Source organism: Labilibaculum filiforme (assembly GCF_002843315.1).
Taxonomy (GTDB): Bacteria; Bacteroidota; Bacteroidia; order Bacteroidales; family Marinifilaceae; genus Labilibaculum; species Labilibaculum filiforme.
This window is the reverse complement of sequence record NZ_MVDD01000008.1, coordinates 25,618-52,282: the sequence shown is the minus strand read 5'-3', so window position 1 is coordinate 52,282 and position 26,665 is coordinate 25,618. Positions and strand designations below refer to the sequence as shown.

The following is a 26,665-nucleotide window of genomic DNA, read 5'->3' as shown; positions in this document are numbered from 1 at the left end:
GGATTCTTTATGGAATCCTTTTTTTTTTTCATATTTCCAATTGGCTGATGATTCGATAATTCCTAAATTTGCATCAAACATAAAGCACCTATCGTGATCAAGCAACAATCTGATAATAGTAAATTTAAGCTTAATTTAATCCTTAAAATTACTCAAGCGATTAATGAAAACTTATCGGTTGATGAGCTATTGCTACAGTATAAGCAAATATTATTTGATGAACTGAAGATTGGTAAAATTGCAGTCTATAAATTCAGTTCTCGCTGGGAAAAATTATTGGTATCAGGCATTTCTAAAGAATGCATCGATAAAATTAAAATTGAAAAACACTTATGTAGTATTTCTGAAATCACCTATATTTCTCGAGATTTACCCGAAGTGTTCTGGTCTTTTGATTTTATAATTCCGGTCTTTCATAAAAACTCGGTACTTGCCTACATTCTAATTGGCGATATTGATGAAGAAATGGAAGGAATGAGTCCTGCCATTCGGCATTTAAGCTTTATACAGACAATTTCCAACATTATTATTGTTGCAATGGAAAACAAGCGCCTGTACAAACAATTATTAATACAGGAGGCTTTTAAAAAGGAAATGGAGTTAGCTTCAAAAATCCAAAACCTTCTAATCCCTAATCAAAGTTCTCTTCCACAAAATCAATATATTTCTACCTGTGGTTATTATCAACCACATTTCGAAATAGGAGGAGATTACTACGATTTTATCAATTTTAACGATCAGGAGTTAGGTTTCTGTATTGGCGATGTTTCGGGCAAAGGAATTCCTGCAGCCCTAATCATGTCTAATTTCCAAGCCACTTTACGTGCACTTTTCCGACCAGAAACTCCATTGGACAAGCTCATGGTTCAACTGAATCAAAAAGTGAATGACAATTCAAGTAGTGAAAAATTTCTCACCTTTTTCATTGGAATATACAACTATACCACCCGAAAACTAAAATACGTAAATGCAAGTCATCATCCTCCCTTACTTTACAATTTTGAAAGTGGAGAAATTACAGTACTAAAAAAAGGATGTATCGGCTTAGGAATGCTCGACGAAATTCCAGCTATTACCGTTGGCGAAATTACCATCGATGAGCATTCAAAATTACTTTGTTATACCGATGGATTAATAGAATTGGAAAGAGACGATCAAATGGAGATTGGGGCTCAGTTCTTAACAAATATGTTCGCAACACAAAAAAGCATCTCCGATACTTTTAAAGATCTAATTCATCATATTGAAATTGGGAAAAAGAACAAAGCCGTAATAGACGATATTTCGTTATTTGGTATCGAATTCAAAACTACACAAATGTAAAAAGGATCGGCAAGTGCCGATCCTTTTTTATATCATATTATTGAAATACTAATTTATTAAGAATTCTACATCCTTAACCTCTGTATTATCAGAAGCATCAACAACTGTAACCTTCACTTTATAGGTCCCTTGAACAGCAACCTTATTGTTTGGTAGAGTAGTCGCAACTGAAAAACTAATATCAGCAGAAGTTCCAGAAATAGAAGGCAATACGTTACCATCTGCATCTTGAGTATTACTTAAACTATCGAAAAGAAATTCACCTACAGATTTCGTTGATTTAGTTCCAGATATAGCAATTTCAACTCTATAAGACTTTAATTCAACATTATCTTTAGCAGAAAAACTAACTAAGATATTATTTCCTGTAGTGATATCAGCCGGTTTATTTAATGTAATAGTTGGTTTTTGCTCATCCGCATCATCTCCACCGCCACTACTACTGCCACAACTCATTACACCTACTGAGAAAAGAACTATTAATGCATACTTTATGATTTTCATACAATCTGATTTTGGTTTTTGTTTGTGATTTGGTTTTATACGTTAAAAATAGTTGATACGCAGCAAACTAACAAGCTACTACCAGAAAATAATTCTTTTTCCCCTTTTGAACCAAAAAATATTTATCTGCAATTAAATGCTCTTTCGTCACTAACAGCTCCGAATTCTGTATCTTTTCTTTATTAATACTAATCGCATTTCCCTGAAATAGTCTTCTTAACTCACCTTTTGATGGAAATACATCGGTTTTTACAGCTAAAAGCTCTAAAATATCAATTCCGTTATCAAATTCAGACCTGCTAACAGTATATTGAGGTACTCCTTCAAAAACAGATAGGAAAGTCTCTTCATCCAATTTTCTCAAAACATCAGCTGTTGCTTTTCCAAATAAAATTTGAGATGCTTCAACCGCGGTATCATAATCTTCTTCGGAATGAATCATTATCGTTACCTCCTTAGCCAATCGCTGTTGCAATTTTCTCATGTGAGGAGCTTCCTGATGTTCTTCTATCAAGGCAAAAATTTCTTCTTTTGGAAGTAAGGTGAAAATTTTCAAATATTTCGCAGCATCTTCATCCGAAGTATTCAACCAAAACTGATAGAATTTATAAGGTGATGTACGCTTCGGATCTAACCAAATATTTCCCGATTCTGTTTTTCCGAATTTTCCGCCATCAGCTTTCGTAATCAATGGACAAGTAATCGCCCAAGCTGTTCCACTTTCTTTTCTTCTGATCAGTTCTGTTCCAGTAGTAATATTTCCCCACTGATCGGAACCACCCATTTGCAGTTTGCAATTCTTAGTTCGGTACAACTCTAAAAAGTCTGTTCCTTGCACTAATTGGTAGGTAAATTCGGTAAAAGATAGTCCTGTTTTAGAATCAGCACTTAATCTTTTCTTTACCGAATCCTTACTCATCATATAATTTACGGTAAGATGTTTACCAATATCGCGAATAAAATCAAGAAAGGTAAAGTCCTTCATCCAATCGTAATTATTTACCATTTCGGCTGCATTTACAGCATCCGAATCAAAATCCATAAACTTTGAAAGCTGTGCGCGCAGGCAATCCTGGTTGTGGCGAAGTGTTTTTTCGTCCAATAAATTTCTTTCCTGCGACTTTCCCGAAGGATCTCCGATCATACCCGTTGCACCACCTACCAACACAATTGGCTTGTGTCCTGCTACCTGAAAATGCTTTAACATCATTACACCAACAAGGTGCCCAATGTGCAGAGAATCTGCTGTAGGATCGATACCTACATAAGCTGATGTTAGTTCTTTTTCAAGTTGTTCTTCTATTCCCGGCATCATATCGTGAATCATGCCTCGCCACTGGAGTTCCTCAATAAAATTCATGTGTTCTGTATTTAATTTCCTGATAGGAATCTAATAATCATTTTTCTATTTAATTGGCAAAGATAAGAAATTTACCATTTCATTAAGCTCAATATTATAGCTATTCCATTACAAATGATGCAAGAGCAATTGAAACTCCCAAAATCAGCAATAGATTATATATCCATGACAGCAAAATAAACTTAACGATTGTCTTCCACCAGGATTGCTGATAATAAAACTTAAGCGTTAAAAATAATTGAATTGGTATTAGCATGTATAAATAGAAAGCAAGTGATTGTAAAGCTTCTATTTTGGTAAGAATAATTAATTCACTTAAAATTACCATTACAAATATAAAAGAATGGAAATTAAGCGAAATCAATAAATGCTCTAACAAATATCGTTTCCTTCGAATGTAAAACAGAGATAAAAACAATGCAAAAACCGGTAAAACAACAAGTAGTAATTGCGATAGTTTCTTAAATGCCAGATTAATTATCATTTCTGGATTTAAACGCCACATTTCAATTAAATTCTTAATTGCCTTGTTTGGGTGCAACAGATCATCATTGCCAGCCTTTTTTGTTGAAGTAGAAACAGAATCTAATTCGTTTATTGGTTCCGTATCAAAATCAACATTAAAAAAATTTCCGCTTAAGCTTGTATGCCCTTCCAAACTATCCAACTCAACACTATCTTGCGATATTGCCTCTTCCAAATAAGATAAAATCTCCACCGACTTTCCATCCTCATTCTCGATAGTTATATTTTTTTCCGATGCGGTTTCAGGCTTATGATTATGAGAAAGTAGTAGAAAAGCAAAAAAAGTTAAAAACAGATACAAACGAAAAGGAGGTGTGTACCTCGCTCTGCGTCCTTTCATAAACTCTTTAGTAATAAACCCCGGACGAACAATAAGGGGCCAAAGTGTGTGTAAAAAACGATTATCAAGCGATAAAGCATCTCCTAATGATTCAGAAACAACGGTAAAAAATGGTCGTTGAAAACTCTTAACCGATTGTCCACAATTTGAACAATAACTACCACTAACCGGATGCTCACAATTAGCACATAATCCTTCGAAATGATCCCCTTTCTTTTTAGGAAGTTTCTGGATGATTTTTTGAATAATCTCTTTCATCTATACTTCAACAGGAAGTTCTTTTTTCACTTTTTCCTTTAGCCTATCTTTAGTTTCACTAAAATCTGAATGAAACCACTCAAACATTGTTTCCGAAACAATTGTCATGGGGTTATATAAATAGCTGTCTTCCTTCTTTTCGTCAGAAATGAATTCAAATTTCCTATCCAAATAATCAACAAAATATACTACGATACCAATAATAAGTATTCCTTTTAATAGACCAAAAAGCATTCCCAATATTCGATTAAACATCCCCAAAGCGATTGCCTCAATAAAGGAATTAAGAAGCTTACCAATAATATGCACAATAATTACGATGACAATAAAAGTTATTCCAAACGAAATGTATCCCATATATTCGGAGTCGTAACTAAACCGATCTCTAATAAACTGAGCTGTGAAATCGGAAAAATGAATAGCTCCATAAATCCCAAAAATTAAGGCTATTAGCGTAGCAATTTCAAAAACAAAACCATTTTTAAATCCTTTTACCATTGCCCAAAGCAATGGAATACCTATTAATATATCGATAATACTCATGTGTAATGCATTTCTATTTTGACAATGATCTTCAAATATAACTAAAAACCAAGATAACTTGAGCATAATATTTAGATAAGAGACAATATCAATTGTAAAATTTCTTTATATTTAAATCAGTAAAACAACTCAAATATGGCTTTAATAAACTCTCTTGTTAGTTGGCTGAATACGAAAAGACTCTCTCAGATCGATTTTTTTAAAAATCATCCGATTGAAACTCAGAAAGAAACCCTAACGCAATTAATCGAACAGGCTTCGCATACGGAATGGGGCAACAAGTATGATTTTAAGAGTATTCGCACACTTTCGGATTTTAAGGAAAGATTGCCGGTTCAAACTTATGAAGATATTGAGCCTTATATTAACAGACTTCGCAACGGAGAGCAAAATATTTTTTGGCCTTCGGAAATAAAATGGTTTGCAAAATCATCGGGCACTACCAATTCAAAGAGTAAATTTATTCCGGTTAGTAAGGAAGCACTCGAAAATTGTCACTTTAGAGGTGGTAAAGATATACTGGCAATTTACACTTCTCTTTATCCCGAAACTGGTATTTTAAAAGGAAAAGGCTTAACTCTAGGGGGAAGTCATCAAATTAACAACATAAAAAATGAATCCTATTATGGCGATTTATCGGCTATTTTAATTCAGAACCTTCCTTTTTGGGCCGATTTTATAAGAACGCCAGATACCTCTATTGTTTTAATGGATGAGTGGGAAGAGAAACTGAACCGAATGACGGAAGCAACCTTGAACGAGAATGTAACCAGCTTATCTGGTGTCCCTTCCTGGTTTTTGGTGCTCCTAAAACACATTTTAAAAGCGTCGGGAAAGAACAACATTCTTGAAATTTGGCCAAATTTAGAGCTTTTTGTTCATGGTGGTGTTAGTTTTACGCCTTACGTTGAGCAGTTTAAAAAATTATTACCCTCAAAAAACATGAATTATTTGGAGACTTATAACGCCTCCGAAGGATTTTTTGGAATTCAGGATAATCCTTTTGATGATGCCATGCTTTTAATGCTCGACTATGGAATTTATTATGAATTTATTCCCGTTGATTCCTTAGGCGACGAACATTTCAAAGCTATTAGCTTAGAAGAGGTTAACCTGCACACCAACTATGCAATCGTTATTACTACTAATGGTGGTTTATGGCGGTATCAAATTGGGGATACGGTAAGGTTCACCTCAAAAGATCCCTATAAATTTAAAATTTCGGGCAGAACAAAATTGTTCATCAATGCTTTTGGCGAAGAATTAATTATTGATAATGCCGAAAAAGCAATTCAAATGGCCTGCGCCAAAACAAATTCTATTATAAAAGAATATACCGCCGCTCCTGTGTTTATGGCATCCGGTCAAAAAGGAACGCATCAATGGCTTATTGAATTTGAAAAAGCTCCGAATAACATTGACGAATTTAACTTTATACTCGACAATGCTTTAATGAGTGTAAACTCTGATTATGAGGCTAAAAGGTATAAAAATATCACCCTTGAAAAACCACACATTACCATTGCTAAACCTGGCTTGTTTTACCTGTGGCTGAAGGAAAAAGGAAAATTAGGTGGTCAGAATAAAGTACCACGACTTTCAAACAATCGTGATTTAATTGAGGAATTATTACAAAAAAACAACTAATTGGTTATGCTACAATTCCTAATTTGGATCTCACTTTTGTTACCAGCTCAAAATAACATCGAAATTAATCAGTTGCATGATTTTATTTCGGCAGATCAATTTGGGAATTTGTACGTTGTGAATAAATCGGAACTAACAACTTTCAATTCAAATGGAGAAAAATTGGCGGTTTTCTCCAATTCTATGCTAGGTTCTATCTGCCACATTGATGTATCGAATCCACTTCGAATATTGGTTTTTTACAAAGATTTTAATCAACTATTATTCTTAGATCGAAATCTTGCAGAAATTGGAGGTGCGGTTGATCTATTTGAATTTTCGGATAACGAAACTGAATTAGTTTGTACTGCTGCCAATGGAGGTTTTTGGATCTATAACTCAACCAATAACCAGGCAGTTCATATTTCTGACCATGGAGAAATCGTAAACAAAAGTATTCTGCTAAACTCTTTCTTTCCGAATAATGAGCCTATTGAAATACTCGAATACAACAACGATTTATACCTACTTTATCCGGAAATGGGAATTCTAATTTTAGACAGAAACGGACAATTCAAGAAAAAAAACCTACTATCAGGAATCAAAAACTTTCAATTCTCGAAAAACAGACTTTTATACACAACAGAAGCTGGTATGTATTCTTTTCAAGCACTTGCGCAAAAAGACCAATTGATTTATGATTTAAAAGGAAGTCAAATTATCATTCGAAACAATAAATTGTATCTTTCTAATAAAAAATCAATATCAATTAAGACATTAACCCTCTGATTAAAAACAAGCTGCCATTTACAGGTGTTTTTTTCAATTGAATTCCTGAAAAATATTCGTAATTTTAGTTGCCTTTTTACAAAAAGTAAACACAAATATGCACATTGCGGTTGCGGGAAATATTGGAGCTGGTAAAACCACACTAGCAGGATTATTAGCCAAACACTACGGATGGGAAGCTCATTTCGAGGATGTTGATGAAAATCCATATTTAAATGATTTTTACGACGATATGAAACGATGGTCTTTCGCTCTACAAATTCATTTTTTGAATAGTCGTTTCAATCAGGTTTTATCCTTACGGAAATCAGGAAAAGACATCATTCAGGATAGAACCATCTACGAAGACGCTTACATCTTTGCTCCCAATTTGGAATCAATGAATTTAATGCCCCGGAGAGATTTTGATAACTACTTATCTCTTTTCAATATTATGAGTTCATTAGTTCAACCGCCCGATTTACTTATTTACCTGCGCGCAAGCATTCCTACTTTGGTAAGTCATATTCAGGAACGAGGTCGCGATTATGAAGAAACCATCCGCTTAGACTACCTTAAACGTTTAAATGAACGTTATGAGGCATGGATCTCGGGATATAAAAATGGAAAACTACTGATTATTGATGTGGATAACATTAATTTTCTAAAAAATCCTAAAGACTTAAGTGCTGTAATCAACAAAATTGATGCACAACTAAACGGTCTCTTCTAAAAATGAACTGCGAATTGTCAAGTTTAGTTTACCTAGCTTATAATTCCAATTCCGAATTTATAATTCAAAACTTATAATTCTTTCAAATTATGCATATCGCAATAGCTGGAAACATTGGCTCTGGTAAAACCACCCTTACCGAACTGCTTGCAAAACAATATGGCTGGGAAGCTCATTACGAAGATGTTGACGAAAATCCATACTTAAATGATTTTTATGAAGATATGAAACGATGGTCGTTTAATCTTCAAATCTATTTTTTAAAAAGTAGATTCAACCAAATTATGGAAATTCGTAAAGCTGGAAAAAATGTAGTTCAGGATCGTACTATTTATGAAGATGCGATGATTTTTGCACCCAACTTATTTGATATGGGTTTAATGTCGCAACGCGATTTTAAAAATTACAACAACCTTTTCGAATTAATGGGATCAATGGTTCAAGCTCCTGATTTACTGATTTATTTACGATCATCTGTTCCAACTTTGGTGAACCAGATTCAGAAAAGAGGTCGCGATTACGAAGAAACTATTCGTCTGGATTATTTAAAAAACCTGAATAGCAGATACGAAAACTGGATTCAAAATTACAATCGTGGCAAACTACTTATTGTAGATGCTGATAATATCGATTTTCTTGATAATCCGGAAGATTTAAACAGTATTGTAGATAAGGTGGAAGCTCAGATACACGGATTATTTTAAAACCGATAAAATAATCCGATGGACAATTCGGGAAGAGTGATGTTCTTAAATCCTAAATAATACGGATAAGTTTCTCCGTACTCATCCGTAGCGGAAACAGATTCGGGAAAATCGGGAATGTAAGTATACCGCAAATTCATATCGAAACTCCAAGTACTTGATAAATGATATAAAAAGCCAACAATTGGAGTCAATCCAACTTTGTTCTCCTTTACAGTTCGTTTTTGATTGATGCTCCCCCCTGAGGTTGAAATAAATTTAATGCTGTTTTGGTAATGAAAATAACCAAAAGCTAAAGAAGCATAAGGCCGAAATTCACGATCCCAACTATCAAAGTAGTAAGAACCTTTTACTTGAACCGAAGCAATATCGTAGTTTACATCGTATTTTCCCAAATGACTACCATTCCAAAAATCATTCTGTCCTAATAAGCTATAGGCGATTTCAGCACCCACACCTAATTTTTTATTCAGCATCATCTGTCCTGTTAATCTGAAAACTGGTCCTCCTTTAGCCTGATCTCCAAAATCACCCATAGGATACTGATATCCGACTGAAGCACCTGCTAAAACTTCTTTATCCTTATAATACTGAGCTTTCCCAACAAAAACAATACAGTTTGCCAACAAAAAAAATACAATAGATTTAAATCTCATCGATACTACGTTTAATATTCCAAACCACTAAAATACAAAAAAATGGGAACCAAATTGATTCCCACTTCCCTATATCTTAGCTAGAATTTACTCAATTACTTTTAATTCTTTTCCAACTTTAATAAAAGCAGCCAAAGCCTTATCCAAATGCTCTTTTGTATGAGCCGCAGATAGTTGGATTCTTATTCTTGCTTGTCCTTTGGCCACAACCGGATAATAAAATCCAATCACATAAATACCTTCTTCCAACAACTTAGCAGCGAATTGTTGTGATAATACCGCATCGTACAACATCAATGCATTAATTGCCGACTCGGAAGGTTTCACATCAAAACCTGCAGCCAATAATCTTTCTCTGAAATATTTTGAATTTGAAATTACCTTATCGCGTAGTTCAGTAGATTCGGTTAACATTTCGAAAACTGCCAAAGAAGCACCTACAATTACCGGAGAAAGTGAGTTCGAGAATAAATAAGGACGAGATCTTTGACGTAACATCTCTATTACCTCCGCCTTACCAGTTGTAAATCCACCTAAAGCACCTCCCAATGCTTTTCCTAATGTACTTGTGATAATATCCACACGGTCCATACAGTTATGGTATTCATGAGTTCCTCTACCAGTATCTCCAATAAAACCGGAAGCGTGACTATCATCCACCATCACCAACGCATTGTACTTATCTGCCAAATCGCAAATTTCGTTCAATTTTGCAATATCACCATCCATGGAAAAAACACCATCAGTTACAATGATACGGAAGCGTTGCGCTTGAGAAATTTTTAACTGAGCCTCTAAATCGTTCATATCAGCATGCTTATAACGGTATCTAGCCGCTTTACACAAGCGAACACCATCAATAATTGATGCATGATTCAACTCATCCGAAATAATCGCATCATCCTTATCAAATAAAGGCTCGAAAACACCACCATTGGCGTCGAATGCTGCTGCGTACAAGATAGTATCTTCGGTTCCAAAGAAAGTAGCAATCTTTTCTTCTAATTCTTTATGAATATCGGTTGTACCGCAAATAAAACGAACAGACGACATTCCATATCCGTGAGACTTCAATGCTTTGGAAGCTCCCTCCATAACCCGAGGATTGGCTGATAAACCTAAATAGTTATTCGCACAAAAATTCAATACTGTTTTTCCAGTATTAACTTTTATTTCTGCACCTTGAGGAGTTGTTATAACTCTTTCGTTTTTATACAAGCCTGCGTCTTTTATGGCTTGAATTTCCTCTGCCAAATAATCTTTGAATTTTCCGTACATGAGTGTTTGTTGTTTATATGTTTTAGTTGTTTGTGATTATGAACAAATACTAGCCAAAATTACAATAAAATTTCGCTTCTGTGTTTTTCGAAAACTGTTTTTTTGTCACATCTGACTATGAAATTAAATTTTAGAACAAAAAATTTTCTTTTCCCAGCAACTCATGCAATAAAACTCATGCATTGAAAAACAATCATATAGCCATTACTGGCAGATATTTAGAAGTCAAATAGAACTTTAAAAAAACATTTTTTTGAAAAAATATCCTTGTAGATGTTGTATTATTGAACAAATCCTATTAGTTTTGCATCGCAATTTTCCTCTAGAATGTACGTCAATCGTACAACTCAGAAGAAAATTTCGGAGTTATACTCCTTCTTAGCTCAGTTGGTTAGAGCATCTGACTGTTAATCAGAGGGTCCTAGGTTCAAGTCCTAGAGAGGGAGCAAAAAAAAGCAAGCTGAGTGCTTTTAAAATAATTTAGCAGAATATTCCTTCTTAGCTCAGTTGGTTAGAGCATCTGACTGTTAATCAGAGGGTCCTAGGTTCAAGTCCTAGAGAGGGAGCAAAAAGCAAGCTAAATGCTTTTAAAACAATTTTAGCAGAGTATTCCTTCTTAGCTCAGTTGGTTAGAGCATCTGACTGTTAATCAGAGGGTCCTAGGTTCAAGTCCTAGAGAGGGAGCAAAAAGCCATCCATTACGGGTGGCTTTTTCTTTTTTAAGTGTACCGATCCAAAATTTTCTTCTATTTTTGTTAGATTCGAAAAAATCTACAACTTGAAACACTACTCATTACCATTATTTCTTTGTTTGATTCTATTTATGAATGTACCCATTCGTGGATATGCTCAAGTTAAAATGGACACCACAGTCATATTCCAACCAACACGATTAAATCCTGGATTGGGCAAACAAGTTTTTAATACCGAAAACCTATTGGTATTTGGAGGCATATTAGGCACCTCCTTTTTATTGGACGAATGGTCGAACAGACAATTAAAATCGAATCAAAATTCCTTTTTCGATTCCTATACCAATATTTTTAATGAATTTGGAGAGAAAAAATACATTGCACCTGCTACAATCGCAACTTGGCTAATTGGCACGGCAATTAAGGATGAAAGACTATCAACAACTGCCCTTAACTCGGGAAAAGCTCTTGTAAGTGCAGCAATCCTAACCGAGGGAATTAAAATAGTTGCTGGCAGGTCCCGACCATCCTTAAATCGAGGAAACATGCACTTTGATGCGTTTGGAGGAACAAATAACGAAACAAAATCTTTTCCTTCGGGCCATGCTTTTGTATCTTGGGCAGTATTCACTCCTTTTGCCGAAGAATACAGCAAATGGATCTATGTTATTCCAGCATCGGTAAGCTTTGCCCGCATGTACCGAAACCGACATTGGTTTTCAGATGTTGCTTTAGGAGCAGGAATTGGCTATTTTGCAGGTCTTTATTTTCACAAAAGAAAAAATCAAAAAGTTCTATTTGATGGAAATGGCATCGTAATAAAATTCTAAAGATTAACCAAAATAATTCAACCAAAAACCATAAAACATGAGCATTGTAAGTGTCTTTAAAAAATTCCCAAAAACCTTTTGGGTAGCAAATACTATAGAGCTTTTCGAACGTTGGGCTTGGTATGGCTTTTTCATGCTATTTGCCAACTATCTTACCGGATCATCCGATGTTGGCGGTCTTGAATTTACTCAAGCACAAAAAGGTATGTTGATGGGATTTGGCACAGGAATCCTTTATTTTCTGCCCGTTATTACCGGATCGATTGCTGATAAATACGGATACAAAAAAGTACTTTTTATTGCATTTATTATCTATGCCTCCGCATTTATACTCCTACCACTATTCGACACATTCACAGGGGTGTTTATCATGTATCTTTATTTAGCCTTAGGAGCAGCTCTTTTTAAACCAGTTATATCAGCAACTATTGCTAAAACGACAACCGATGAAACAGCATCGATCGGTTTTGGTATTTTTTACATGATGGTAAATATAGGTGCATTCTTTGGTCCTATGGTAACTCTAATCTTCAAAAATTCATCCTACAACTTAGTTTTTTATATATCTGCAGCTATTGTATCTCTTAATTTTATCCTACTTCTTTTCTACAAAGAACCCGATAGAAAACCAAATAACGATACACTACGCACTTCGATTCAAAATGTATTTAAAAATATCGCATTAGTTATTGTCGACTTTAAGTTTATGCTATTTTTACTTATCATTGCCGGTTTCTGGACCATGTACAATCAACTATTTTTCACCCTTCCAGTTTTTATTGCTCAATGGGTCGATACATCAGTTGTTTTTAATTTCTTTCACAATACAATTCCATTCTTTAGTGAAAATTACGGCACGAATAATGGACAAATGGAAGCAGAATTCATTACCAATTTCGATGCCCTATTCATCATCATCTTCCAAATTATAGTTTCAACCATTGTCATGAAATGGCAACCACTAAAAACCATGATGACAGGTTTTTTGGTTTGTGCTATTGGAATGTCGCTTACTCTTTTTACACAAAATGTACTTTTTACATTCGCAGCAATTTACATTTTTGCAATTGGAGAAATGGCAGGCTCACCAAAAATTACTGAATACATAGGAAGAATTGCTCCTGCCGACAAAAAAGCACTGTACATGGGATATTCCTTCATCCCTGTATTTCTTGGAAACATTTTTGCCGGAATCATTTCAGGTAACGTTTATCAGGATATGTCTGATAAGACAACTTTCGTAAAACAAGAAGTAGCCAAAAGAGGAATCGAAATATCGGAGAACCTATCCCAAAACGAATACTTTAACCAAGCAGCACAAGCTATGAATATGAATCCAATGGAATTAACAAACTATCTTTGGACTTCCTACAATCCATCGAAAATATGGTATGTAATTTTAGCTATTGGACTGTTTGCTGTTGTTGCACTTTATTTTTATGACAAACTTTTACTAAACAAAAAAGTAAGAGCTTAATTCAATCAAAATAAAATATCTATTTCAATAAGATTAAAAAAAATTAAATCTCACTTCGGTGAGATTTTTTTTTGTTTTTTATCAAAATAAAATCAAATGATAAGGTGTTTTACATTATATTTCATAATTTCGGGCAAAATAAATTAACAAAAAGGTCACTTTTTAGCAATTTATTCGTATTATATTAACGACTCAACCATTACTATGCTACTCAACCCAATAAATAACATGTTAAGGCATATTATATGATAAAAACTCTACACTTAAAATTACTATTTATCCTCACAATTTTAGTAGCCTTTGCAATTACTGCAACAGGTCAAGTTTCTATTGAGGATTACTACCAAAATGCTACCGGTAAAACCGGAGGTGAATTGAAAACTGCTCTTCACACTATTATTCGAAACCATACAGAACTACCTTACACAAATAAGGAAGCCGGCGACGAATATAATGTTTGGGAAGCTCTTAAGATTACCGACGAAGATCCAAACAATACCAATAACGTACTTCTAATTTACACTGGAAGAAGTGAGCTTAAAACACATCAAGATGATGGTAGTGGTGATGATGATTCCTGGAACAGAGAACACATATGGGCTAAATCGCATGGTGATTTTGGAACGGAACGTGGCGCAGGAACTGATATCCATCACCTTAGAGCATGCGATAGAAGTGTAAATACCGACCGAAGTAATAAATTTTTTGATGATGGAGGAACTGCACATTCCGAAGCTACCGAATGTTTTACAGACGCAGACTCCTGGGAACCGCGAGATGCTGTAAAAGGGGATATTGCCCGAATGATATTATACATGGCCGTGTGTTACGAAGATGAAAATGGGGATCCTGATTTAGAAATGACCAATGATATGGATTATAGCATGGTTAACTATTCGGCTCCATACTTTGGAAAACTATCCACCTTATTAGTCTGGAATCAACAAGATCCGGTTGACGATGCCGAAAAGGCAAGAAACGAAAAAGTATATACAATTCAAGGCAACAGAAATCCTTTTATTGATTATCCAGAATGGGCGGACGAAATTTGGACAACAGTAGTGGATACTCAGAGCCCTGCAATCACAGAGCTATCTCCTGCCAACAATGCTACAGGAGTTTCATTAACCCCAAATCTGATTATCAAATTTAATGAAGAAGTTAAAGAAGGAACAGGTAATGTAGTTATTAAACGATATAACGATGATAGCACTTTCGAAACACATACCATACCAAGTGCCAGACTAGCTTTCTCAAGCAACCAACTCCTTGTCAATCCAGAAGCTAAGCTTGAAGAAGGAGTTAAATATTATATTACTATTGATAACGGAGTAATCACCGATGCCTCATCGAATTCTTTCGATGGAATTTCCGATAAAACCATCTGGAACTTTACTGCAACGTACACAGCTCCAACAATTACAGCATTTACACCAGCAGATGATAGTGAAAATATTCCTGTAGAAACAGACCTAACTATTACATTTAATAAAGATGTACAAGCTGGAGATGGAAAAATTTACGTTAAAACCAATGGTTCAACAACGGAAGAAATACCAGCTTCGGATGCTAGAATAACCTATAACGGCATGCAGATTAGTGTTGATTTGCAGAACGATTTGGATACTGGTACTGAATATTACGTTCGGATTGATAATAATGCATTCCTAAGCACAAAAGGAATCGCTTTTGCAGGCATTAGCTCAGATACAAAATGGTCTTTCACTACTGAAATTCCAACTGGAGTTGATGATTTACTTACTGATGAAGCCCCTTCGTTTTATCCTAATCCTGCGGTTAATGAAATTCGCTTGACAAATATGAAGAAGGTGGAATCAATGTATATCTCCAACTTAACGGGACGAAATATCATGGAAATAAAATCACCAGACACAAGAATCTCTATTAGCAAATTACCTAAAGGGATGTATTTTGTGACCTTTATTTCAACAGACGGAAGTCGTATGACAAAGAAATTAATGAAGCGCTAAAACTTCATGTAAACTTATAAAAAATGGCTGTTTCCTTATTGGATACAGCCATTTCTATTTATTTTCAGATACAAAATTTCTTTATACACCACCTATACTTTACAAACTACTTCACCGTAAAATAAAAAGGATAACAAATTCATTGTTTAGAAAGCCTTTCCCAACTTCTCCAACTAAACTATACCTAAACCATTTCTTATCCCTAAGCATCTTAGTAAGGCTAAAACGATTAGCTTGACCATAAATAATATAAATTCCACATGTAATCTTTGAATGTTACAATAAAGCCAGCCTCTTTGAAGCAAAAAAGCCCGAATCCAATGGATTCGGGCTTATAATTATACTAATTTTCTTTTTACTTTACAGTTGGTCCTTCAACATATTCAAATTCAGGATTTGGACCTGACTTGGTACATTTAAAGGTGATTGTGTAGTCAACCATAGAACTTTCATACCCAGCAAAAGTAATTACATAGTTCACATCCACTCCATCAACCTGAGCAACAGCTTCAGGAAATTTTAAAGGTAGGTAGGCCTTAACACCAGCTGTAACCGCATCTTGCCATGTAGCAAAACTTGCATCGTAATTACCAGAACCAATATTAAACTCTACGTAGTAGGAATTAGAACCGTAATAAGCTTCGGCTGTACCATAACTATCTAAGTATTCTGCTCCTACATTATCTTTCACATAGTTAACAATCATTAAATAATCATCAGCTCCCATAGTATATAATACTGTAGGATCGAACAACCAACCATTAGCAGTTTTCAAATATTGATCAGTTTTAGCAACTGTTGAAGTGTACTCCATCCAAGTACCATCTGTTAATGTATATTCTTTAGCTCGAGTTTCAGTAACACCACCTCCGGCGTAATACTTATATAAAACCAAAAACTTATCTCCTTCAGAAGCATATGGAAACTTAACACCTAAAAACGTAGATAAGTAATTTTCCGGAGCATCAGAGCTTGAAAAATTATTATATTTACCAGGAGTACCCATCGAATCATAATCATCGGCAACTAATTCATATAGAGTAACACCTTCTGCTAATTCCGGTGCTACTTTATCAGATTTGGTCCAAACAGAACCATCAAATACCCAAAATTCAGTAATATCCACATTAGCAGAACCATTATAAAACTTATAGGTTACCGCTAACTCATCATTCTCTATAGCATTAGGATATTTAGCCAATAAAAAATTTGGTAAATAATCAGATGCTTTAATCCCTGAATCAAAATTATTGTATTTACCAGGCTGTCCTTGATCAGTACCCATACTGTCATAATCTGCAGTTGTCAGAGTATAAGAGTCAATCGCCGCCAAAACTTCTAGATAATCAAGATAATCACCTAAATAATTAAGGCTACCACGATAAAAATCGTAAGTTACTTTAACTGATGAACTTACATCCAAGGTGGGATATTTACCATCAAGAAATTCAGGCAAATAATCCGTTGCTGGAGCATATGCGCTAAAACTTTCGTATTTTTTAGGATCGCCTCCAATGTCACTATAATCATCGGCAGTTAGAGTATATTCCAAGCTATGAACGTTATTATCATTACTAAGTTTATCAACGTCCTTGTAAATATCTTCCATTGGATCACAACCTGCAAATACCAACGCAAATAGTGATACTATATATAATATTTTTTTCATTTTAATTAATTTAATGGTTTGTAAAGACTATTGATTAAAAATTAATTTTTAAACGCATAGAAGCTGTACGGCCAAAACCATAGAAACCATATGATGTTTTCCAGTCATGAGCACTACCATCTGTTGCGTCAGAAAAATATTCAGTATCAAACACATTCTGTACATTTCCATACAATGTAGCATTCAATCCACCAATCATGAAATTGTATTTCACGTTCATATCAAACAAACCATAATCAGGCATCTTCCATGCTTGAGATAAATCATTTGCATTATCACGATCTGAAACATTAAAATAAGCATATAAATCACCATAGTAATTGTAATCCATACCTACTTTTAAATTTTTGAATACTTGATAATCAAGCCCTAAGGCCGCTGTAGTTTGAGCAGCATCACCAACTTTTAATCCATCACTATAAATGGTCATGGTTTCTAGAGTTTTATCCTCTTTATTATCCATGTTAACACCATTTGCAGTACCATTACTAACCCATTCCCAGTTACCAATAGAGGCCATACCTGTTAAGCTAAGAGCATCAGTAATTTGATATCTCATATCCATTTCAACTCCCATATGAAGAGCATCTAAACCAAGTACATTAAAACGCCAATCCTCATTACGAATTGTAGTAGTTGTAGCTATAGATTTATCCATCCATTTGGTATAGTATCCATTCACATTTACAGATAATTTATTAGAACGAAATCCATATCCAACCTCTGCAGAATATACTTTTTCGTTTTCAGCATCAGGATTAATATCATTAGCGTAATTCAAAAATACACTATTAAAGAATGGTGCTTTCTCGAAATAACCAACATTCACAAAAACATTGTGTTGCTCGTTTAAATTGTAGTTAGCACCAGCTTTAGCACTGTATCCTAAGAAATCTTGCCAAGCAGTTTTTTGATTGCCAGGTAGGTATTGAAATTTATCGGTACGACGATACTGACTTTCAGTTACAGATGCGGATACAAATGCACTTAAAGCATCTTTTTGATATTCTAACTGAGAAAATAGTCCTCCCCACATAATCTCCCCTGGATTATCGTAGTAAATTTTATCTCCTTTTTTTAATTTTGTATTAGCTGCTCTATTGATATTTTTACTTTTTCCATTATTATCAACATCAACAAAATAATCACCACCTAATAAATCATCAATTTTAGAACTATGTTCTCCCTTATAATACCTAACATCAATACCACCAGACAATTTTAAATTTTCATTTAAATCTGTAGATAAATTAGATAATAATCCATACCATTTGTGTGAATTAACAGAATTTGTAATTACTGCTCTTGATCCAGATAAAGAAGCCGCATTGTCAGCAATAACACTATCATAATCAATATAACCATCAGCTGTTACACGAGTACTTGAACCTACTTTTCCATCTTTATCGTAACGTAACCAATATTTATCTGCTCCATCAGTACCACGACCTCCTCCTTCGGAGATAGACGCATAAACAGAAGTTGATAAATTTGTTTTTTCGTTAATTTGCCAGTAATGATTAAGAGATGCTTGAGGCTTATGGTAGAAATTATAAGCAGTATTAAAACGCTCTCCATTTTTAAAACCGTAATCCAAATTACGTCTAGCACCATCTTGATGATTCTCATAATCCTCAATAGTTCCTCTAGTATATCTTTGATTGTGCCATTGTGGCGCACCAAATACAGTAAAAGTTAAACGATGATCTTCATTAATTTGCTTTCCTACAGAAAGAAAATAAGACCAACCTTCGAAATCAGTACTTTTAACCCATCCGTCTCCTTTTGTACGAGATCCAGAAAAAGTAACAGCCCAACCATTATCCATTAATCCTGTAGATAAAGTCAGCATTTGCTTTTCCATTCCATTATTACCGATACCATAAGCAAAAGAACCGCCTTTTTTTGCATCGGTCGAATTAGTTAGGATGTTAATTGTTCCTCCAACAGCAGGAGTTGCAACTTTAGATGCTCCTAAACCACGTTGTACTTGCTGACTACGGGTAACATCTGAAAGACCAGCCCAGTTAGACCAATAAACTTTTCCATTCTCCATTCCATTAATAGGAACCCCGTTAATCATCACACCAATATTCTCAGACTCAAATCCACGTAAGTTGATACGTGAATCTCCATATCCACCACCTGCTTTTGTTGCATAAACACCAGGGGTTGATTTCAACATTTCAGGAAATTCCTGAGTTCCCAATTTCTCAGCTATCAAAGTTTGAGAAATAGTTGAAACCGCAACCGGAGTTTGACGATTAATAGCAACCGAAGCCATAACACTAACTTCCTTTAAACCTACAGCATCAGACTCAAGTTTAATAGTTCCTAAATCTTGCGCACCTTTCAATGCAATTTCTTTACTTAAGAAACCAACAAAACTAATAACAACCTTTGTAGCTCCACTTGGTAATTCAAAAGTAAACGAGCCATCAAAACCTGAAACAGTACCGGAAGCTGTTCCGGCAACAACAATAGAAGCACCTGGTAAACTTTCGTTGGTACTACCATCTACGACTACACCCTTTACGGTGGTTTGAGCAATAGCTGCAATGGACAACATCATTATTGTCGCCATTGTCAAAATACCTCTCATAGCATTTTTCATAAAACAAATTGTTAGGTTAGTAATTGTGTGGCAATGTCACCACAAAATCATCTTACTTTTCAAAAAGAAAAGGATCACAAAAATGGTTGCTTTTTAACTTTTTAACAAAAAATTAGCGAACTAATTTTCAAGCTTCATCTTCTTTTATGAACGTTTCATCGAAAAAATAAAATTCAAAGCTGAAATTGGGACAGTTTTTCATTTTTACGGACAAAAAGAACATATTTTTCAAATAAACTCAACTGTTAAAATATGGATACGGAAGGTAATATTTTTCTTTCAAAATCCATAATTCAAAAGTCCCCCAAAAACATAGTTCATTCCTGATGTTAACATACTGATAAAAACGTGATTACTGAACCAATAGTAGATACTAGCATTGCAATGTTTCCAACTTCCAACAATATACACTACTTATTTTCATTCTAAATTAGGTAATCCCTATATATCTGCAACAACACAAAGAAACTATTTCTTCTGCAAGTCATTGTTAATTTAACATTAAATTAAGGAAAAGAATAAAACTACCGGTGAAAGTAAATTTTATCTGTTCGAAAAGAATATTTACCAAAAATAAAGCGTACTTTTGCAGCCGCATTTTGAACAGCGCAATCAATTCACTTACAACAATTTCAACAAAGGTGATGATTAAATGATTGTTCAATTCAACGAATAGAATAAAAAGAAAGAGAACACAATATCCTATTTCATTAGCTTTCAGGGATATTTTTTCTCAAATTAATAAAATACAAGATGAGGAAATTGAGAAACATTGCGATTATCGCCCACGTTGACCACGGTAAAACCACTTTGGTTGATAAAATGATAATGCATAGCAACATTTTTAGAAAAAATGAGAACCCAGGTGATTTAATCCTTGATAACAATGACCTGGAAAGAGAGAGAGGAATCACCATCTTGTCGAAGAACGTTTCTCTTGAGTACAATGGGGTTAAAATTAATATTATTGATACTCCTGGTCACTCGGATTTTGGTGGAGAAGTGGAGCGTGTTTTGAATATGGCTGATGGAGTACTACTACTTGTAGATGCTTTTGAAGGAACCATGCCTCAGACTCGTTTTGTATTGCAGAAAGCTTTAGCTCTAGGCCTTAAGCCTGTTGTGGTTGTAAACAAAGTTGATAAACCAAACTGCAGACCGGAAGAAGTTCAGGAACAAGTTTTCGAATTGATGTTTAATTTGGAAGCTACTGAAGATCAATTAGATTTTCCAACCATTTATGGTTCGGCCAAACAAGGATGGATGTCGAAAGATTGGCAAAAACCAACCACCGATATTACCGCAATTTTGGATGCGGTGCTCGAATTTATCCCTGAGCCTAAAACCATTGATGGAACACCACAGATGTTAATTACTTCGCTTGATTACTCTGCTTATGTTGGACGTATCGCCGTAGGGCGGGTTCACCGAGGAGAAATTCGCGAAGGAATGGATGTTAGTTTGGTTAAACCAGATGGCAGCATCAAAAAACAACGTATTAAAGAACTACATGTTTTCACAGGATTAGGAAAAGAAAGAGTTCAATCTGTTGCCTCAGGAGAAATTTGTGCTTTAGTAGGTATTGATGGTTTTGATATTGGGGATTCTATCTGTAGCGTTGAAAACCCAGAGCCATTAGATCCTATTGCAATTGATGAGCCAACAATGAGTATGCTATTTACGATCAACAACTCTCCTTTTTATGGAAAAGATGGTAAATTCGTTACTTCTCGTCACTTAATTGACCGACTAAATAAGGAATTGGAAAAAAATCTAGCGCTTCGAGTTGAAAAAACCGATTCTGCAGATTCATATATAGTATATGGTCGTGGTGTTCTTCACTTGTCAGTTTTGATCGAAACAATGCGTCGTGAAGGATATGAAATTCAAGTTGGTCAGCCACAAGTTATCATCAAAGAAATTGCAGGAGAAAAATGTGAGCCAATCGAGTTCTTATTTATCGATCTTCCAGAAGATGTTTCGGGAAAAGCAATTGAGATTGTCACTCAACGTAAAGGCGAAATGTTGACTATGGAACGTAAAGCTGATCGTATTCACCTTGAATTCCACATTCCATCAAGAGGTATTATTGGTTTAAGAAATCAGATGCTAACCGCAACTGCCGGAGAAGCTGTAATTTCTCATCGTTTCTTAGAATACCAAGCACACAAAGGCCCAATTCCTGGTCGTATTAACGGATCGTTAATTGCTATGGAAACTGGACTAACTTTTGCTTATGCGTTAAATAAATTACAAGATCGCGGTACCTTTTTCGTTGCTCCAACCGTTGAAATTTACGAAGGTCAGGTAATTGGAGAAAATAACCGCGCAGGCGATTTGGTAATTAATGTTACTAAAACCAAAAAATTAACCAATATGCGTACTTCTGGAACTGATGATAAGGTGAGATTATCACCTCCAATCACTCACTCTCTTGAAGAAGCTTTAGAATACATACAAGGTGACGAATATGTAGAGGTAACTCCTAATTCGATCCGTTTAAGAAAAATACTTCTTAAAGAAACCGATCGTAAAAGATCAGGAAAATAAACTTTAAATTTCAATCGAAATTTAAAAATACATTTCAAAAAGAGCGATTTCCAAAATTGGAAATCGCTCTTTTACGTTTTTACTATTTTGTATTAGTTATTCCCTATTTAGTCTCTATTCGAATACATTTACCAGGACAAATAGCTGCAACCTTTCTATTTCTCTCTACCTCATCCTGAAAAATTTCAAGCTCGAACCAGCTTCTATTCCGTGCAGAGCCAACCAAATCACACCTGCCATCCTCCATATTCATCTTCCAAAATTCGGGAGCAATTTCAACACAATAAGCGCAACCAATACACTTATCCCTGAAATGTTTAATTTTTGTCATTTTTAAAGCATATTTTTCCTTTTATCACTCCAATTCTCAATAAAATTCAAATATAGCACATTTTTTAATTAATTCTTTTTCTCTGACTTACAGTTAGTTAAATACATTTGTGAATTTATTTTAGTACTATGCTTTGCATACTACCTTTTTTTGTACGTATATTTGCATAACAAGCTTGCATGCTTATAACAGTAGTATATGCTTTAAAATATAAAGACCATGAACAAAAGAAACAATTCACTCTGGAAACTATCCCTAATATTGATTGTTCTATTTTCCTGGACGACAGAATCCAACGCTCAGTATATTTCCACAATAACAAAACAATATAGCGTACTATCTCCAATTGTTAAAATTATAAGCAATACTATTTGGGGAAGCAACACCAAAGTACCAACTATACAAACAGACTTAGAAAATGAAAAGAGCTACTTTAATTCCAAGCTTTTCTTTTTTGAAGAGAACATGCAAGTCTGTAAAGATATTTTAAATGACACTAAAGATAGTGTTGCTCCGCTCCACCAATCATCGCAACAGCAAGAACAAACTCATATCGAAAAAGATACGGTTCTCATTCTGAAGAAGACCAAGATAGTTGAGAAGAAAAAACACAAAAGCATCTGGAACAATCCGGGAAACACAAATACTAGAATTTAATATATTCCAACCATGAAGATCGAAAATACAAAAGCCCAAATGCGAAAAGGAGTGCTGGAATACTGTATCCTATCCATTCTATCGAGAAACGATGCTTACGCTTCGGATATTATAAAGGAGCTAAAAGAGGCAAAAATGATTGTTGTAGAGGGAACTTTATATCCACTTCTTACCCGATTAAAAAATGCAGGCTTGCTAAGCTACCGATGGGAGGAGTCGACACAGGGACCACCCAGAAAATATTATACCATTGCTACACTTGGAACCGAATTCCTAAACGAATTAGATCAATCGTGGCAAGAATTAGTTGAAGCTGTAAATACAATAAAAAAGTAGGACCCCTAAACCGATACCAATGAAAAAGACATTAACAATTAATATAAGCGGGAGTATTTTCCATATCGACGAGGATGCTTTTGAAAAACTACAAGCTTATTTGCGCACCATAAACACTCACTACGGATCGAGTGAAGAGGGGCGCGAAATCATCGCAGACATCGAAGCTCGAATTTCGGAAATTTTTCACGAAAAACTGAACACAAAAGATCAGGTAGTTAATGTGGAAATGATCGAAGAAACCATTTCGATAATGGGAAATCCAGAAGAGATTTTCGCTACTGACGAAGACAATATTGATGACGAAGCAAATCAGGAAACTGAAACAAAAAACACTTCCGAAAAAAGAAAGCGAAGACTATTTCGTGATCCCGATCACAGAGTATTGGGTGGTGTATCTAGTGGCTTAGCTGCTTACTTTGGAATTGATGTAGTCGTAATTCGTCTCCTTTTTGCACTATTTATCCTCTTAGGATATGGATTTCCATTTCTTCTTTACGTGATTTTGTGGATTGCTGTTCCTAAAGCAATTACCACCACTCAAAAATTAGAAATGAAAGGCAAAAAAGTAAATATTTCTAATATCGAGGAAACAATTAAAGACGAATACAAAGAAGTAAAAGAAAGTTTTGAGAAAATGCGAGCCCAGAATGGACCACAAGTAAGTGATGGATTTGATCGAGTAATCGATTTTGCCGGAACTGCTCTTCGTCTTGTTCTTAAAATTTTAATCATACTACTTGGTATTGGCTTCGTATTTGCAGGCTTTGTAACACTGATAAGCTTTATTGGCTCCATGGTTTTTGTAAATAGCTTTTTTGGTCCCTTTTCCGACTTCCATTTTCCTGGCACAGTATTTCCTCACATGTTTCTTGACGGCAACAGTATCACCTTATTTACAATTGGCATTCTAGTAGTAATTGGAATTCCATTGTTACTTCTAATTTTTGCTGGATTAAAACTCCTTTTCAATTTTAAAACCAACAATAAGATAATTGGATTTTCAGCTCTTGCCTTTTGGATCGTAGGAATTATTCTCTTAGTAAGCTTAAGTTTGTCACAAATAAAAGGATACATGCAAAGCAGTACTCGTTATTCGGAAAACTTAGCACTACAAACAACAACAGATACTCTTTACTTAAAAACAAACGACAATATAGATTTTGACTGGCACGAGGGACACATTGGCTTAGACAATATTAAAATAATAGTTAAAGACGATAAGGAAATTATTATTGGAGAACCCACCCTCGATGTTGAAAAAAGCACCAGCGGTAAGTTTGAAATTAAACTAAAAAAGAAATCTCGTGGAAGATCGAACGAACAAGCTAGCGAAAATGCAGAAAGCATTGAATACGAATGGATACAAACAGACTCTCTAATTAGTTTTAATCAATATTTCACACTTCCTACAGCAACAAAATGGAGAAATCAAAAACTACACATCACCGTTAAAGTGCCCGAAGGAAAAGTTATTTATCTGGATCCATCCATGCGCAAAATTATTCACGACATCGACAATGTGGACAACACCTGGGACTATGATATGCTAGATAAAATGTGGATCATGAAAACAGAAGGATTAAGCCAATTAGAAAAATAAGAACAAATAAGCTCATGATTTACACCGGTTCCTTTTTCAATACACACTTTACCGGTGTAAACCATGACAAACCAAAAATAAAAAACCATGAAAAAATTAATAGTTATAATAGTCGCAATAGCATTTCCAATACTGATGCAAGCACAAACAAAAGGCGAGAAAATACATGCTAAATATTCTAAGCTCGACGGCTTTAACAGCTTTAGTTTTGCAGGTAGTTTCCTAAAAAACCTCGATTTTAATGTTGATGAAGACGAATTGGAGAAAAATATTACCGGCGACTGCAAGAATATTAAGTTCCTGACTTTTAAACATGTAACCGGAGATGAAACTAAATTCAAGAAACTTGTATCCTCACAACTTTCGAAAGGAGAAGCTTACAAGGAAGTACTAACCGACAGTAAGAATAAAAACTCAGAAGATGTTCATTTCTTCGCAAAAGGAAACGGAAAAAAAATCAGCGAATTTCATGTTCTTCATTATAATGAAAACAGAACCTCATTGGTTTCCTTTTTTGGCGATTTTCATGTTGACGAATTAAAAACCCTATCGCACTTTACTTTTGACGATGAAGACGAAGAACAAGAAGACTAATTTATATCAGTTAGCAATAGCAAACCACCATATTTAACGTTTTCTGTACACAGAAAGATGATGATAGGATAGGTTCCCAAAGGAAAATAGAACTAAAAAATACGAATATGAAACGTCCATGCATAAAGCTTTCCACACACAGGGAGATGATTATATGGTAAGTTCCATATGGCAAAAACTTTAAATTATAATCATATGAAACGTCCATGTCAAAGCAATTTTAACACACAGGGAAATGATTATCCCAACATGGTAAGTTCCATATGGCAACTAAAAATCAAATAATAATCATATGAAACGCTTAATAAGATCGAAGGAAAAAAAGATTGCCGGAGTTTGTGGAGGCATTTCACAATATATAAACCCTGAGCTCGATCCAATAATAATTCGAGTTGCATGGTTAATTCTCACTTTATTTAACCCATTAATGCTTCTTGTTTATTTTATATTAGCATTGGTATTACCCGATTCAAGCTATAAAACGGCATAAATTACACCCCATTAAACACTATAGGATTATTAGAAAGCAATTTTCATGCTAAATTTGATACTAAAAGATTTTAATCTTTTCTGTCTAACACCAGCAAAGCATTAGGATAAATTAAGGGTTTTTCTGTAAAACGAAAAACCCATTTTTTGATCTAAATATTAAAAAAAACTGTCGAATTTTATTAAAATATTCATTTACAACAAAATGAGTTTC

23 protein-coding genes and 3 tRNA genes are annotated in these 26,665 nt (G+C 34.7%); 17 read left to right on the top strand and 9 right to left on the bottom strand.

The window, feature by feature from the left end; translation table 11 throughout:
- Positions 1-93 precede the first annotated feature (93 nt).
- Positions 94-1,323, top strand: a complete 1,230-nt coding sequence (locus BZG02_RS12170) for a GAF domain-containing SpoIIE family protein phosphatase (protein ID WP_101261715.1) — start codon at positions 94-96, stop codon at positions 1,321-1,323.
- A gap of 48 nt (positions 1,324-1,371) precedes the next feature.
- On the opposite strand, the gene BZG02_RS12165 is transcribed toward BZG02_RS12170, so the two are convergent.
- The 4 genes from BZG02_RS12165 to BZG02_RS12150 all read right to left on the bottom strand — a co-directional run bounded on the left by BZG02_RS12165 (position 1,372) and on the right by BZG02_RS12150 (position 4,853).
- Positions 1,372-1,827, bottom strand: coding sequence for a DUF4625 domain-containing protein (locus tag BZG02_RS12165; protein WP_101261714.1), 456 nt, complete (start codon positions 1,825-1,827; stop codon positions 1,372-1,374).
- Positions 1,828-1,894: 67 nt separating this feature from the next.
- Positions 1,895-3,187 carry a tyrosine--tRNA ligase gene (tyrS, locus tag BZG02_RS12160; RefSeq protein ID WP_101261713.1) on the bottom strand — a complete coding sequence of 431 codons (1,293 nt, stop codon included), beginning with the start codon at positions 3,185-3,187 and terminating at the stop codon, positions 1,895-1,897.
- 100 nt (positions 3,188-3,287) lie between these two features.
- Positions 3,288-4,310 carry a DUF3667 domain-containing protein gene (locus tag BZG02_RS12155; protein ID WP_101261712.1) on the bottom strand — a complete coding sequence of 341 codons (1,023 nt, stop codon included), beginning with the start codon at positions 4,308-4,310 and terminating at the stop codon, positions 3,288-3,290.
- Entirely contained in the window at positions 4,311-4,853 is a 543-nt protein-coding gene (locus BZG02_RS12150; RefSeq protein ID WP_180335709.1) for a CvpA family protein, read from the bottom strand.
- A gap of 135 nt (positions 4,854-4,988) precedes the next feature.
- On the opposite strand from BZG02_RS12150, the gene BZG02_RS12145 reads away from it, so the two are divergent.
- The 4 genes from BZG02_RS12145 (at position 4,989) to BZG02_RS12130 (ending at position 8,684) form a co-directional block, all read left to right on the top strand.
- Positions 4,989-6,500: a GH3 auxin-responsive promoter family protein gene (locus BZG02_RS12145; protein ID WP_101261710.1), complete on the top strand. Its 1,512-nt coding sequence runs from the start codon at positions 4,989-4,991 to the stop codon at positions 6,498-6,500.
- Between the two features lie 6 nt (positions 6,501-6,506).
- Entirely contained in the window at positions 6,507-7,268 is a 762-nt protein-coding gene (locus BZG02_RS12140) for a hypothetical protein (protein ID WP_101261709.1), read from the top strand.
- A 97-nt stretch (positions 7,269-7,365) separates the two neighbouring features.
- The gene (locus BZG02_RS12135) at positions 7,366-7,980 is read left to right on the top strand and encodes a deoxynucleoside kinase (protein ID WP_101261708.1); all 615 of its coding nucleotides are present in this window, start codon (positions 7,366-7,368) and stop codon (positions 7,978-7,980) included.
- 89 nt (positions 7,981-8,069) lie between these two features.
- Positions 8,070-8,684, top strand: coding sequence for a deoxynucleoside kinase (locus BZG02_RS12130; protein WP_101261707.1), 615 nt, complete (start codon positions 8,070-8,072; stop codon positions 8,682-8,684).
- Here the strand turns inward: BZG02_RS12130 and BZG02_RS12125 are convergent.
- Both BZG02_RS12125 and kbl read right to left on the bottom strand, forming a co-directional pair.
- Complete coding sequence (locus BZG02_RS12125) at positions 8,681-9,340, bottom strand: outer membrane beta-barrel protein (RefSeq protein WP_101261706.1); 660 nt, start codon at positions 9,338-9,340, stop codon at positions 8,681-8,683. The two genes, BZG02_RS12130 and BZG02_RS12125, sit on opposite strands and share 4 nt — an antisense overlap.
- A gap of 87 nt (positions 9,341-9,427) precedes the next feature.
- Entirely contained in the window at positions 9,428-10,618 is a 1,191-nt protein-coding gene (gene kbl, locus BZG02_RS12120) for a glycine C-acetyltransferase (protein WP_101261705.1), read from the bottom strand.
- Positions 10,619-10,990: 372 nt separating this feature from the next.
- Here kbl and BZG02_RS12115 point away from each other — a divergent pair.
- The 6 genes from BZG02_RS12115 (at position 10,991) to BZG02_RS12090 (ending at position 15,608) form a co-directional block, all read left to right on the top strand.
- Positions 10,991-11,064 (top strand) — tRNA-Asn (locus BZG02_RS12115).
- Between the two features lie 46 nt (positions 11,065-11,110).
- Positions 11,111-11,184 (top strand) — tRNA-Asn (locus tag BZG02_RS12110).
- A 44-nt stretch (positions 11,185-11,228) separates the two neighbouring features.
- A tRNA-Asn gene (locus BZG02_RS12105) sits at positions 11,229-11,302 on the top strand.
- A gap of 94 nt (positions 11,303-11,396) precedes the next feature.
- Positions 11,397-12,140 carry a phosphatase PAP2 family protein gene (locus BZG02_RS12100; RefSeq protein WP_143470464.1) on the top strand — a complete coding sequence of 248 codons (744 nt, stop codon included), beginning with the start codon at positions 11,397-11,399 and terminating at the stop codon, positions 12,138-12,140.
- Positions 12,141-12,177: 37 nt separating this feature from the next.
- A complete protein-coding gene (locus tag BZG02_RS12095) occupies positions 12,178-13,617 on the top strand; it encodes an MFS transporter (protein WP_101261703.1) in 1,440 nt (479 codons plus the stop codon).
- 245 nt (positions 13,618-13,862) lie between these two features.
- Positions 13,863-15,608: an endonuclease gene (locus BZG02_RS12090; RefSeq protein WP_101261702.1), complete on the top strand. Its 1,746-nt coding sequence runs from the start codon at positions 13,863-13,865 to the stop codon at positions 15,606-15,608.
- A 355-nt stretch (positions 15,609-15,963) separates the two neighbouring features.
- Here BZG02_RS12090 and BZG02_RS12085 read toward each other — a convergent pair whose 3' ends face one another.
- Together BZG02_RS12085 and BZG02_RS12080 are read right to left on the bottom strand one after the other, a co-directional pair.
- Positions 15,964-17,277, bottom strand: coding sequence for a hypothetical protein (locus BZG02_RS12085; RefSeq protein WP_101261701.1), 1,314 nt, complete (start codon positions 17,275-17,277; stop codon positions 15,964-15,966).
- Between the two features lie 34 nt (positions 17,278-17,311).
- A complete protein-coding gene (locus BZG02_RS12080; protein WP_101261700.1) occupies positions 17,312-19,891 on the bottom strand; it encodes a TonB-dependent receptor in 2,580 nt (859 codons plus the stop codon).
- Between the two features lie 753 nt (positions 19,892-20,644).
- On the opposite strand from BZG02_RS12080, the gene typA reads away from it, so the two are divergent.
- Complete coding sequence (gene typA, locus BZG02_RS12075; RefSeq protein ID WP_101261699.1) at positions 20,645-22,441, top strand: translational GTPase TypA; 1,797 nt, start codon at positions 20,645-20,647, stop codon at positions 22,439-22,441.
- Positions 22,442-22,544: 103 nt separating this feature from the next.
- Here typA and BZG02_RS12070 read toward each other — a convergent pair whose 3' ends face one another.
- A complete protein-coding gene (locus BZG02_RS12070; RefSeq protein WP_101261698.1) occupies positions 22,545-22,772 on the bottom strand; it encodes a ferredoxin in 228 nt (75 codons plus the stop codon).
- A 219-nt stretch (positions 22,773-22,991) separates the two neighbouring features.
- Here BZG02_RS12070 and BZG02_RS12065 point away from each other — a divergent pair, with 219 nt between their 5' ends.
- The 5 genes from BZG02_RS12065 (at position 22,992) to BZG02_RS12045 (ending at position 26,452) form a co-directional block, all read left to right on the top strand.
- Complete coding sequence (locus BZG02_RS12065; RefSeq protein WP_101261697.1) at positions 22,992-23,429, top strand: hypothetical protein; 438 nt, start codon at positions 22,992-22,994, stop codon at positions 23,427-23,429.
- Positions 23,430-23,441: 12 nt separating this feature from the next.
- Positions 23,442-23,765, top strand: a complete 324-nt coding sequence (locus BZG02_RS12060) for a PadR family transcriptional regulator (RefSeq protein WP_101261696.1) — start codon at positions 23,442-23,444, stop codon at positions 23,763-23,765.
- A gap of 19 nt (positions 23,766-23,784) precedes the next feature.
- Positions 23,785-25,368 carry a PspC domain-containing protein gene (locus tag BZG02_RS12055; protein WP_101261695.1) on the top strand — a complete coding sequence of 528 codons (1,584 nt, stop codon included), beginning with the start codon at positions 23,785-23,787 and terminating at the stop codon, positions 25,366-25,368.
- Between the two features lie 87 nt (positions 25,369-25,455).
- Positions 25,456-25,962, top strand: coding sequence for a DUF4252 domain-containing protein (locus BZG02_RS12050; protein WP_101261694.1), 507 nt, complete (start codon positions 25,456-25,458; stop codon positions 25,960-25,962).
- Positions 25,963-26,254: 292 nt separating this feature from the next.
- Positions 26,255-26,452 carry a PspC domain-containing protein gene (locus BZG02_RS12045; protein WP_101261693.1) on the top strand — a complete coding sequence of 66 codons (198 nt, stop codon included), beginning with the start codon at positions 26,255-26,257 and terminating at the stop codon, positions 26,450-26,452.
- The last annotated feature ends 213 nt before the right edge of the window (positions 26,453-26,665 follow it).